Raw genomic sequence first — 12142 nt, 5'->3', positions numbered from 1 at the left:
TCGGCGATTTCGAAACTGGCGACCGGGAACCGAAGCAATGAGACTGCACTCCGAGCGCCGAAAAAAGGTAAAACTGGACGCCCGCTCAGGCCACGTCTTCGACCGCAGCGCGGAACACGTCGAAGCCGAGTTCGATTTCGCGCTCGGTCACGTCGAGCGGCGGCAGGAGTCGGAGCGTCTTGTAGCCACAGCCCAGCACCAGCAGGCCGCGCTTCAGGGCGGCCTCGACGACGGCCTCGCGCCGCTCTTTGGTGTCGAACTCGACGGCGAGCATCAGGCCGCGGCCCCGAACGTCGGTGATGTTCGGTAGCTCGGCGTCTTCGAGCAGTTCGGTCATCTGGCGACCGCGCTCGGCGACGTTGTCGAGCAGGTCGTACTCCTCGATGGCGTCGATGGTGAACACGCCCTGCATCGAGTCCACGATTTTGCCAGCGCCCCACGTCGAGGAGAGTCTCGCCTTCTCCTCGGGGAACATCTCGGAGTTAGCGACGGTCGCGCCCGCCCGGAGTCCCTTCGCCGAGGTGATAACGTCGGGTTCGAGGTCGAGGTGATCGACGGCCCACATCTCGCCCGTGCGGCCCATCCCGGCCTGAATCTCGTCGGCGATGACGTTCACGTCGAAGCGCGCGCGAATCTCCGCGAGGTCCTCGACGAACCCGTCGTGGGGGACGCGATAGCCGCCCTCGCCCTGCACGGGTTCGAGGATGATGTAGGCCACCTCCTCGGAGTCGATGATTCCCTGCGCGGGGTCGAGTTTGTCCGCGACGACGTTGCCGCCGGGACCGTCGGTGAGCCAGTCTTTCTGGTAGGCCTCCTCGGTGGAGGGGTAAGGGACCGAGACGACGCCGCCGACCTCGGGGTAGCCCTTCCGGTGGTTGACCTTCGAGCGGTTGAGGCTGAGCGCTCCGAGCGTCCGGCCGTGGAACGCGCCGTCGAAGGTGAACGCGCGGTGGCCGCCCTGCGCGTAGCAGATTTTGATTGCGTTCTCGACCGCTTCCGCCCCGGAGTTCGAGAGGAAGACGGTGTCCATGTCGTAGTGGCTGGTCATGTCGGTTAGTCGGTCCATCAACTGGGTCGGACCGGGGAGTTCGGGGTTCTCGGGCGGCCAGCCACCCGCGGCGTAGAAGTCCTGTCCCGCGATTTTTGTCGGGTCCACGAGGTCGAACTCCTCGAACTTCTCCATGATTTTGGGGTTGTTGTACCCCAGCGGCGCGGCCGCGACGTGGCTCGTGAAGTCCATCAGGACGTTGCCGTCGATGTCCGTACAGAACGGGCCTTCCGCTTCCGCGGTGAAGTCCCAGACGAAGTCGTAGACGTAGGTACTCGGCGCGGAGAACTGATGGTGGTAGTCGGCCCACTCTTTGGCCCGCTTACTGGGCATCTCTTCGACGGTCGGCTCTGCGGTATGCCTGTCCATAAATGTGCTTGGGAGACACACCCTTTAATTGAATTGGTTTGTTGCGCTTCGGGCAAGACTTGCAACAGATTCGGAACATCGCAGCCAAAGTTAGATTGCGGCCAGCGCCGCGGCGACTGCGGACCCCACGAGCAGGACGCTGCTCCACGCGGCGACTCGATAGCTGAAACTCTTATTGGGTGCAGAGACAGTCAGTGCGGCTTTCACGACGATTGAGGAGGCGGTCGCCAGCAGGATGCCGAACACCGATGTCTGGGCGTCGAGGGTCCCGCCCATGTAGAGCAGGACCGCCGAGGAGGTCGCGCCCGCGCTGGAGACCAGTCCAGAGAGGAGCGCGGTGACGTAGAACCCGGCGGAGCCGAACTGCTCTTGGGCTAGCGCGCCGCCCACGATGACCAGCAGGAAGATGGCACCGAACCCGAGCGCGTTCCGGAGCGAGAACGGGCTTTCGAGGTCGATATCGACGTGTTCGGACCAGTTAGCCGTGTACGCCGCGATGGCGACGCTTCCGAGGATGACCGCGCCGAGCGGCAGGACCGCGCCGTAGAGGATGGGCCGCCCGCTCGGGAGCGTGAACGCCAGCGCGATGGCGAGGTTCCGGACCGCCATCGCGGCGTCGGCCAACAGGATGGCGGCCACGCCGTAGGAGGCCGCTTCGGGCCGCTGGCGAACGTGGTCTAACATCGTCCCGACGACCGCGGTCGAGGACGCGAGACCGCCGAAAAAGCCCGTGACCGCGATGCCCCGGCCACCGTAGGTCGTCACGACGGCGTAGTTGACGATGCCGATGGCCGCGACGGTAACGACCATCAGCCAGACGACCCGCGGTTCGATGCCGAACGCGAACTGCTCGTCGGGGAGCAAGGGATAGATGACGAACGCGAGGATAGCGAACTCGACGGCCGACCGGAGTTCCTCGCGGGACAGTCCCCACGCGAGACTGTGGAGTTCGCGCTTGAGGACGAGCAACAGCGACGACAGCACCGCCACCGTGACGCCCACGAGGATGTACCCCTGCATCACGAGCGCGCCGACGCCGAACGACACGAGCATCGAGACGGAGGTCGTCAGCGACAGGCCTTCCTCCTCCTCGTCGGTCAGGCCCTGGACCGCGAGCAGGATGCCCTGCACGATGACCAGCAGGCCGCCGAGAAAGAGCAGAACTTCCTCGTCGAGCAGGGTGAACACCGCACCGAGCAGGCTGATGAGCGTGAACGTCCGGATGCCCGCGGGCTTGTGTGACCACTCCCGTTCCAGTCCGAGGAACAGTCCCAGCGCACCCGCCAGCGCGATGCGGACGACCTCGTTGTCCAGCGGCACCTGCGTCAAGAAATCGACGATGCTCGGCACGGTCTCAGTATTACTATGTAGGTATAAATATCTCTCCCTCGTTCGAGAGACGCGACGCCGAACCGCGCGACGACTTGTCGGTCGGCCGTCCGCGCCGAACTCCCGGACTGCGAACATTTTTACCGGAGCGCGCGAGTGGCTTGGGTATGGTCGGCGGTCTGGACATCGACCGGACGCGAATGGGCTGGTGGCTGGTCGGACTGGCGCTGGGAGCGGCGGTGCTGTTCGTCGTCTACTCGTTCGTCGGCACGTTCGTCTTCGGCATCTTTCTGTACTACGCGACTCGGCCGGTGTACAAGCGTCTCCGACGGCGCATCCGCCCGGCGAGTCTGGCCGCCGCGACCGCCCTCTTCGCGCTGGCGCTCCCGGTTCTCCTTCTCATGGCCTACACCGCGGCCATCGGACTACAGGAGTTCAACAACATCGCCAAGGGGATCGACATCAACGGGCTACAGACGACGATTCAGCCCTACATCGACGTTTCGACGCTGGCCCGGAGTCCCGAGGAACTGCTGGCGAACCCCGACCCCGCGTTGATTCAGGAGATCGGTCGCTCGGCGCTTGAGTATCTCGGCTTCATCGGCAACGCGGTCCTCCACCTGTTCGTGATGATCGCCATCGCGTTCTACCTGCTTCGGGACGACCACCGGCTCTCGCGGTTCTTCCGCCGACAGTTCGGCGACGAGGGCGGCGTCGCGGAAGCGTACGTCCGGGCGGTTGACAGGGACTTCAACAGCATCTTCTTCGGCAACATCCTGAACGCGCTGCTCACGGGGACCATCGGCGCGGCGTCGTACAACACCTTGAACATGGTCGCGCCGACCGAACTCCTCGTCCCGTACCCCACGCTACTCGGCCTGCTCACGGGCGCGGCCAGCCTCATCCCCATCGTCGGGATGAAACTGGTCTACTTCCCGGTCTCGGCGTATCTCGGCATCGAGACCGCGATGGCCGACCCGGCGTTCCTCTGGTTCCCCGCGCTGTTTTTCGTCGTCTCGCTCGTCGTCGTGGACACGATTCCGGACCTCGTCTTGCGCCCGTACGTCTCGGGCCGAAACCTCCACATCGGTCTCGTCATGCTAGCGTACATCTTCGGCCCGCTCCTGTTTGGCTGGTACGGCATCTTCCTCGGCCCGATGATTCTGGTGATGGTCGTCCACTTCGTCCGCATCGTCCTGCCGGAACTCGTCGCGGGCGAACCTATCCGGCCGTGGGCGGTGGACCCGACGTACCTCTTCGACCGCGACCCGCCCGCGGCGAACCGGGGCGAGCGGTTCGCTACCGGCGATACGGGCGACGGGTCCGGGGCGAACGCCGAAACCGGAGCGGGCGACGGCGGGACCGGACCGAGCGACGCTGGACCGTCGCCGGGCCGGACCGACCGCTGAAGACGAAATCGGGGGCGTCGCGGGGCAGCAGCGTTCCTGCATCTGTGGACGCGACGGACTGCACGACGTGGCGGGCCGGAAACGCGGTGAAGCGCGACCAATCTGCGAGGCTGGCGCGGGGACCGACCGCGAATCGCGGTCCGCGAGTCCGACTCAGGCTTCGACGCTCGGTTCGACGTACTGGGTTTCCCACTCCCTGCGGGCCTCGATTTCGCGCTCGCCTCGACGCGTCAGGATGTAGAAGTTGGTCCGGCGGTCGCGCTGGCCCTTCTCGACCAACCCCTTATCAACCAAGGTATCGAGGTTCGGGTAGAGTCGGCCGTGGTGAATTTCCTTTTCGTAGTAGTTCTCCAGTTCGTCCTTGATAGCGAGTCCGTGCGGTTCGTCCAGTCCCGCGATGACGTACAGCAGGTCGCGCTGGAAACCTGTCAAGTCGTGCATGGGTAACGTATCAGCTAGGACGCCGACGGAAATGAAGATAACGGCCCTTCGTGGCCGACTCTCGCCGTGTAACCGTCCCGGTACGTCGCCGTCGCGCTCGGGGGCGAACTTATCCGGGTGGGCCGCGTAGTCGTCGGTATGCCCGAGGAAGTCCTCTTCGAGACCGAGCGCCGGATGGACCGAAACGACGTAGCGAACTACCTCCGAACAGTCGCCGAGAAACTGGAGGCTGGCGGGGACCTCACGCTGTCGGCGGGCGACCAGTCGGTGACGCTCGCGCCGCCCGCCCAACCCACCTTCGAGGTGAAGGCCGAGCGCGAGACGCCGAGTGGCGGCGGGTCGGGCGAACTCAGCATCGAGTTCGAGTTGGAGTGGGACGAGGACGGCGGGTCCGAGAGCGGGTCCGACGCGTCGCTCGAAATCGAGTAGCGCCGACGCCGAAACGCCATTTTCACCGCGCGATGTGTGAATAGTCGTCGCTATCCAATCAACGTCGCGTCAGAATGTTGCGAGGGCCCGCGTGGGCCGTCAAGTTTTGCGAGGGAAGAACGCTCCGAAGCGGTCTTCCTGCACTGTTGACGTGGCAAAGCCACGCTGTAAGTGCGAGGGAAGGGATTCGAACCCTTGGACCCCTACGGGAGCGGATCTTGAGTCCGCCGCCGTTGGCCAGGCTTGGCTACCCTCGCACGCGGTCGTCGTCTCCGGGGTTCGCGCCTGACGTTTTTCTCTAAAACGCCGGGTATATAAACCTCCTACGGTGTCGGATTCGGGGGTCGGTGTGTCCGTCTCCGCTATCGAGTCGGGGAGAGAACTCCGAGAGCGACCGTATTTTGTGTCGCGGCGACCAACCACCGCGCATGAAGATTCGCGGCCAGCGTGAGTGTAAGGACTGCGGCGCGCGGTGGTCCTACTACGAGACGGGGAGCGTCGAGTGTCCCGACTGCGGAAGCCTCCGGAGCGTCGGCATCGACGAGGAGCGCAACCTCCACACCGACACGCCGGTCGAGTTCGATTTGACCGAGGTCCGGGAAGCGGTGGACGCCCGGCCGCTCCGGGAAATCGCCGACCGCGCGGGCGACCTCTCGCGCGAGTACGTCCGCAAGCGAGGGTTCGTGCGCGGCGGCGACCTCCGACCGCTGGACGACGCCTACCTCGCGGCCCAAGAACTCCGGCACGCCGCCGACGTGGTAGGCCGCGGTCTCGACCTGAGCGACGACGAAGAGTGGTACTTCCTCGCGCTCCTCCGCAGTGCGGACGCCGACCCCGAAACGGACCCGGAGACCGACCAGCGTCCCGCGCCCGACGACGTACCGAAGTCGATGCACCCGATTCGCGGACTGGCCTACGCCGAGTCGGTGGCCGAGTACCGCCGCGAGATGGCCGATTGGGCGGACGAACGCGACTCGTCGGCCGTCGGCGACGACGGCCGCGACGCGCTCGAAACGCTCGGCGACCACGTCAGGCGCGTGCAGGCGCTCGACGGCGACGTGGACGCCGACACCGCGGAACTGCTCGTGGCGGCGGCCCGCGACGTGAGCGAGTACGTCCGCGAGGGCGACGCCGACGCGCTGGCGAGCGCGCGCGACCGGTTCGGCCGACTGGCCTGAGTACGCGGCCTGATTCCGTCGCTACTCGAACGTCTCACGAAGGTCCTCGGCGATGCCCTCGACGGCCTCGTGAGCGGTCTCGACGCTGGCGGGTTCCTCCAGCATGCCCACGAAGCCGTGGACCATCCCCTCGTAGTTCCGGTGAGTCACGTTGACACCCGCGTCAGCGAGCGCCTCGGCGTACGCCCGGCCCTCGTCCCGGAGCGGGTCTAACTCGGCGGTGACGACCGTCGCGGGCGGGAGTCCGCCGTGGTCGCACGCCTGTAGCGGGAAGGCGTAGGGGTTGCGGGCGTCGAGGTCGCTTTCGAGGAACTGGTCGCCGAACCACTCCATCTCCGACCGGGAGAGGAACTGCCCCTCCGCGTTCTCCTTCGTTGACGGCCAGTCGTCGCGGGGACTGGTCGCCGGGTATATCAGCACCTGTCGGTCGATGTCGGGTCCGCCGCGGTCACGCGCGACGAGCGCGGTGGCGGCAGCGAGGTTCCCGCCCGCGCTGTCGCCGCCGACGGCGAGTCGGTCGGAGTAGACACCGATTTCCTCGCCGTTCTCCGCGACCCACTCGACCGCGGCCACGGCGTCCTCGGTCGGAGCGGGGAAGGGGTGTTCCGGCGCGAGTCGGTAGTCTACCGAGACCACCGCGCAGTCCGCGGCGTCGGTCAGGTGGCGACAGACCGAATCGTGCGTGTCGAGGTTGCCGACGACCCACCCGCCGCCGTGGAAGTAGACGAGCGCGGGATGCGGTCCCTCGCTCGCCGGTTCGTAGACGCGGACCGGTAGCTCGCCGCCCGGTCCCGGAATCGTCCGGTCGGTCACGTCGCCGACCTCCGCGGTGGACTCGCCCACCCGGAGTTCCGCGAACATCGTCCGGGCCTCCTCCGGATCGAGCGTCGAGAGGTCGGGGGCACCCATCTGTTCGAGACGGTCGAGTATCGCCTGTACCTGCGGATGCGGTTCGGAAGTCACGTCGGTAGATTTCTCGCCGGACGACAAAAATATCCAGACAATCAACGACCGACGAGGTTGGTACTATTTCGCATATTTATCGGGTCAATGCGAACAGACCGGACGAGCCGGGAGGGCGGACGCTCCGACTCAGGGGAGGTCCACGGCCACGCCTTCCTGCCGACCCGCGGCCTTGACAGCGTTGTAGAGGAGCATCGCGCGAGTCATCGGGCCGACGCCGCCGGGAACCGGCGTGATGGCGCTGGCTTTCTCTTTGGCGCTCTCGAAGTCCACGTCGCCGACGAGTTCGTAGCCCTTCTCGTTGTCGGCGTCCACGCGGTTGACGCCCACGTCGATGACCGTCGTTCCCGCAGAGAGCATCGACCCGTCCACGAGTTCGGGGACGCCGCAGGCCGCGATCACGATGTCCGCTTGACGGGTCTTCGCGGCGAGGTCGTCAGTCCGGGAGTGACACATCGTCACGGTGGCGTTGCCGTCCTCTGCCTTCTGGACGAGCAGGTTGGCCAGTGGCTTGCCGACGATGTTCGACCGGCCGACAATAGTTACGTCCGCGCCCTCGGTCTCGACGCCCGCCGACTCCAGCAACTTCTGGACGCCGTGGGGCGTGCAGGGTCGGTAGCGGGCGTGGCCCGCGACGAGTCGGCCGACGTTCTCGGGGTGGAAGCCGTCCACGTCCTTTTCGGGGTCGATTGCGCGCAGGACCCGCCGCTCGTCAACGTGGTCGGGCACGGGCATCTGGACCAAAATCCCGTGAACGTCGGGGTCGTCGTTGAGGTCCGCGATGGTGTCGAGAAGTTCCTCTTCGGGGGCCTCGGGGTCTATCTCGACGTGAATGCCCTCGATGCCGACCTCCTCGCAGTCGCGCTGTTTCATCGAGACGTAGGTCTCGCTCGCGGGGTCGTCGCTCATCAACACGGTCGCCAGTCCGACTTCGCACCCCTCGTCGGCCAGCGTCTCGATGCTGTCCTGTAAGTCCGCGCGAATCTGCTCGGCGACGGTATCGCCGTCGATTATCTCGGTCATTACCGGAGACTGGGACGCCGAGCGTCTTCAACCCTCGGGTTCGTGCGTATTTTCTGCCCCTGAAACCTCGTTCGATACACGTACTTGCATTACAATTCTACGGGCGAATGCGGTTGGGTCTCGGCGCTCGCGTAGTATTCACTGCGTACGAGGTAACAAAAGAGAGAATACCGGCGTTAATTCCTGATTACCGAGTCGGCGAAGCGCATTATTCGTACAACTGATTCGCCTCGCAGAGTTCCTGCACGTCCTCGGCGACTTCGGCCTTCACGTCCTCATCGTCGATGTTGTTCACGACGCGCGCGATAAGGTCGCCGACGTACCGGCAGTCCTCCTCGTCGAACCCGCGCGTCGTGAGCGCGGGCGTTCCGGCCCGGATGCCGCTGGTGACGAACGGCGAACGCGTCTCGCCCGGCACGGTGTTGGCGTTCAGGACGATGCCAACGTCTTCGAGGGCCTCCTCGGCGTCCTTGCCGGTCACGTCCTCGTGGGACTCCCGGAGGTCCACCAGCACGAGGTGGGTGTCGGTGCCGCCTGAGACGAGCGAGAAGCCGTGGTCCTGTAGCCTCTCGCCGAGAGCTTTCGCGTTCTCGACGGTCTGGGACGCGTACTCTTCGAACTCGGGCTGAAGGGCTTCCTCGAAGCCGACCGCTTTGCCCGCGATGTTGTGCATCAGGGGACCGCCCTGCATCCCCGGAATCACCGCCGAGTCGATGTCGTCGGCGTACTCCTCGTCGCACAGCACCATCCCTCCCCGGCCCGCGCGGATGGTCTTGTGAGTCGAACCGGTCACGAAGTCGGCGACACCGACCGGCGAGGGGTGTTCGCCCGCGGCGACGAGACCCGTGATGTGGGCCATATCCGCGAGGTGGTAGGCGTCCACCGTGTCGGCGGCCTCCTGAATCGTCTCCCATTCGACCTCGCGGGGGTACGCCGAGTAGCCCGAGACGATGATGTCGGGGTCGAACTCCTCGGCGTGGTCGCGCAGCGCCTCGTAGTCGAGATACCCCGTCTCGGGGTCCACTTCGTACTGCTCGACCTCGTAGAGTTGTCCGGTAAAGTTGGCGTGGTGGCCGTGGCTCAGGTGGCCGCCGTGGGTCAGGTCGAGCGAGAGAATCTTGTCGCCGGGGTCGAGCATGGCGAAGTAGACCGCCATGTTCGACTGCGTGCCAGAGTGGGGCTGGACGTTGACGTGTTCGGCACCCCACAACTCCTCGGCGCGTTCGATTGCCGCTTCCTCGACGGTATCGACGTGTTCACACCCGCCGTAGTAGCGCGAACCGGGGTAGCCCTCGGCGTACTTGTTGGTGAGGACGCTCCCTTGGGCCTCCATCACAGCCTCGCTGACGTGATTCTCGCTGGCGATCATCTCCAAGGTGTCGCGCTGGCGCTCTACCTCTGCTTCGAGGGCGTCTGCTACCTCGGGGTCAACATCGCGGACGCGGTCGTACTCCATATCAAAAATCGCGGCATCCCGGAGTATAAGCTTACCTTTCGCGTGGGAGAACTCGGCGACAAAAATATAAACTCCCGGTGAGACACCTTGTACGACGCCGACATGATAGAGTGGGAGGAGACAGAGTCCGAGTTGCGCGTGTTCGACCGTACGAAGACGGAGGTGTGTATCCAGACCAGCGACTGGAACGCCACGGGGACGGGCTACGATGTGGACCGCGCTCTCGACGAGACCATATCGGGCTACGTCTCGGAGCTTCGATTCCCCGCCGCACTGGTGAAGATACTCGGTCTCAACTCCGGGGAGGAGTACACGCACGGCGGCGACGCGGACCCGCTTGATCTTTCGAGCGACGAGTATCTGCTCGATATCAGTCTCAATATCAAGACCTACGTGCGCTTTTCGGGGACCGCGACCATCTCGAAAACCGACGACTACAACGAACTTCACGTCTCGTTCCCCGAACCGACGCTCGTGACTCTCGGCTTCCGGAGCCATCACGAAGTGCCAGTCGATACCATCACGGTGCCGCCGACGCCGGACGGTCTGGCGACGGCGGTCACGCACCTCTCGTCGTCGCACAAGGTCACGGGTCCCGACCGGTCGTATCCGACGCTTCGAGGCCATCCGCCCCGCGTCGAACTCGATGACGAGACCGATATTCCGGAGCCAGTCCGTGACGAACGATTCGACGTGGGAATCGAGGTGGCGATTCCCGACGAGTTCAAGTACGCCTTCGTCGCGGCACCGCTTGCGTACTATCTACAGGCCGAGATGTCCGTCGAGGACCGCCGCTCGCCGGTGATTCGCGCGCCTGAGGCAGGCGTCGAACACCGGTTGACTCCCTTCCCCGGCTTCCAACACGAGGTTGCCGACCTCCTCCGGCGGGTGTTCTTCCTCGACTGCCTCGTTCGGAACGCGGGCGAGTACAGTTGGGACCTCGCGGAACTCCCGCTGTTGGATGATATTGGCATCGACGCCGAAGCGACTTACGAGTCCACACCGGCCGAGCAGTTGGCGACGTATCTCGACGCGCCCTACCGGCGCATCGACGACGACCTGCCGGAGTGGCACCTCGCCATGCACGTCGAACCCTGCTCGGACAACTCGACCTCGCTCCCATACTTGCTCGACAATCTCTCGCTCGTCTACCCTCCCGAATCGACCGACTTGGAGAAAGATGAACTGCTGAACAAGTCTATCGACGATTTCTACCGCGCGGGCGACTCCGAGACGCCGCCTTCGACGTTGGCCACCCCGAGAGAGCGCGCCGCGATGGCTCGGAAAGGACCCGGCTCAGTCGAATCCGTCGATAGACGCGACCCAGTTCTCCACGAAGGGCAGGTCAACGGGTGGCTCGCCGATGGCGTGCCAATAGACGTGTTCAAGACGGTTCCCGAAGCCTACGAAAACCGCTTCAAGTACCTGAACCGTGAGGACGACGACATCGACGTGACCGTCATCCTCAACGACGACGAGATGGCTGACGAACACGAGTCGGTCGCCGAAATCTACGAGGAGCGCGCCGAGAATCTTCCCATCAACGTCACCGTCCACGAAGGCCTCTCGAAGGCCGAACTCGCGGACGTGTTGGAGTCACCCCTGGATTTCGTTCACTACATCGGACACTGCGAGGAAGACGGTCTGCGGTGTCGAAACGGCAATCTCTCGGTGGCAAACATCGAGGAGAGCAACGTCCAGACGTTCTTCCTGAACGCCTGCGGTTCCTACTACGAAGGCCACGACCTCATCAAGAAGGGGAGCGTCGCGGGCGCGGTGACGTTCACGAAGGTCCTGAACAAGCAGGCCGCGAAGGTCGGCGTGGCGTTCTCCCGACTCCTGATTCACGGCTACGACATTGCACACGCGATTCAACTCGCCCGACGCCGCATCATGATGGGCAAAGACTACGCGGTCGTCGGCGACGGAACGCATCGACTCACGCAGTGTGACAATCGGTTCCCCGCTTTAGCAACGCTCGAACATAAAGGCGACCAATACGAAGTCACGTACAGAAATCTCTCGATACCTCATGTTGGCGGCGTTTACGAACTTTATCGCAGCAATCAAGAAAAGCCGCGACTACAGAGTTCGGAATCGAATTTTACTGTCAATCAGACGGAGCTCCTCGCATTTCTAGAACGCGCAAAAGCGCCGTTCGTGTACGACGGCGATTTGTTCTGGTCCGAAGAACTTTTGCACCGAATTAACAGTTCCTAAGGACCACCACTTCCACCTGCCGCGTCCTGGATAGTAACCAGGAGTGTCCCTCCCACTGCCATCGCGTACGCTGCGTCCATCGCTCGCGGATTCTCCATGACCCATCGTCGAATCTTATCTCGCATGGCTTGATTCTTGTTAGTGCCCCTCACTACTTTATTGTTTTGCATATTTCATGTGGAAGGTAAATGCCGGATAACACGGGAAACCCGCCATTAAACCTACTCACAGATGACGCGAATGCTGAAGGTTCGTCTCTCACCGTCTTCTCCCCTGT

General features: G+C 64.1%; 10 protein-coding genes and 1 tRNA gene. 4 read left to right on the top strand and 7 right to left on the bottom strand.

The window, feature by feature from the left end; genetic code table 11:
* Positions 1-85: 85 nt before the first annotated feature.
* On the bottom strand, positions 86-1417 hold the full coding sequence (locus tag EP007_RS02345; RefSeq protein WP_128476118.1) for a class-III pyridoxal-phosphate-dependent aminotransferase: 1332 nt from the start codon (positions 1415-1417) through the stop codon (positions 86-88).
* A 90-nt stretch (positions 1418-1507) separates the two neighbouring features.
* Positions 1508-2767, bottom strand: coding sequence for an MgtC/SapB family protein (locus EP007_RS02340; protein ID WP_243700426.1), 1260 nt, complete (start codon positions 2765-2767; stop codon positions 1508-1510).
* Between the two features lie 146 nt (positions 2768-2913).
* Between EP007_RS02340 and EP007_RS02335 the strand changes: the two genes are divergently transcribed.
* Positions 2914-4155 carry an AI-2E family transporter gene (locus EP007_RS02335; RefSeq protein ID WP_128476116.1) on the top strand — a complete coding sequence of 414 codons (1242 nt, stop codon included), beginning with the start codon at positions 2914-2916 and terminating at the stop codon, positions 4153-4155.
* Positions 4156-4308: 153 nt separating this feature from the next.
* On the opposite strand, the gene EP007_RS02330 is transcribed toward EP007_RS02335, so the two are convergent.
* Complete coding sequence (locus EP007_RS02330; RefSeq protein ID WP_128476115.1) at positions 4309-4596, bottom strand: PadR family transcriptional regulator; 288 nt, start codon at positions 4594-4596, stop codon at positions 4309-4311.
* 138 nt (positions 4597-4734) lie between these two features.
* On the opposite strand from EP007_RS02330, the gene EP007_RS02325 reads away from it, so the two are divergent.
* The gene (locus EP007_RS02325) at positions 4735-5025 is read left to right on the top strand and encodes an amphi-Trp domain-containing protein (RefSeq protein WP_128476114.1); all 291 of its coding nucleotides are present in this window, start codon (positions 4735-4737) and stop codon (positions 5023-5025) included.
* Between the two features lie 172 nt (positions 5026-5197).
* Here the strand turns inward: EP007_RS02325 and EP007_RS02320 are convergent.
* Positions 5198-5282 (bottom strand) — tRNA-Leu (locus EP007_RS02320).
* A gap of 171 nt (positions 5283-5453) precedes the next feature.
* Here EP007_RS02320 and EP007_RS02315 point away from each other — a divergent pair.
* Entirely contained in the window at positions 5454-6203 is a 750-nt protein-coding gene (locus EP007_RS02315; RefSeq protein WP_128476113.1) for a DUF7117 family protein, read from the top strand.
* Between the two features lie 21 nt (positions 6204-6224).
* Here the strand turns inward: EP007_RS02315 and EP007_RS02310 are convergent, their stop codons facing one another.
* From EP007_RS02310 to glyA, 3 genes are all read right to left on the bottom strand, one after another.
* Positions 6225-7166 carry an alpha/beta hydrolase gene (locus EP007_RS02310; protein ID WP_243700425.1) on the bottom strand — a complete coding sequence of 314 codons (942 nt, stop codon included), beginning with the start codon at positions 7164-7166 and terminating at the stop codon, positions 6225-6227.
* A 129-nt stretch (positions 7167-7295) separates the two neighbouring features.
* Positions 7296-8189 (bottom strand): bifunctional methylenetetrahydrofolate dehydrogenase/methenyltetrahydrofolate cyclohydrolase, encoded by an 894-nt coding sequence (locus EP007_RS02305; RefSeq protein WP_128476112.1) that lies wholly within the window; start codon positions 8187-8189, stop codon positions 7296-7298.
* A gap of 208 nt (positions 8190-8397) precedes the next feature.
* Entirely contained in the window at positions 8398-9645 is a 1248-nt protein-coding gene (glyA, locus tag EP007_RS02300; protein WP_128476111.1) for a serine hydroxymethyltransferase, read from the bottom strand.
* A gap of 102 nt (positions 9646-9747) precedes the next feature.
* Between glyA and EP007_RS02295 the strand changes: the two genes are divergently transcribed.
* Positions 9748-11865, top strand: a complete 2118-nt coding sequence (locus tag EP007_RS02295) for a hypothetical protein (protein ID WP_128476110.1) — start codon at positions 9748-9750, stop codon at positions 11863-11865.
* Positions 11866-12142: the final 277 nt, after the last annotated feature.

Source organism: Halorussus pelagicus (genome assembly GCF_004087835.1).
GTDB classification, from domain to species: domain Archaea; phylum Halobacteriota; class Halobacteria; order Halobacteriales; family Haladaptataceae; genus Halorussus; species Halorussus pelagicus.
Note: the sequence above shows the minus strand (reverse complement) of the source record. Positions and strands in the feature narration are given on the sequence as shown.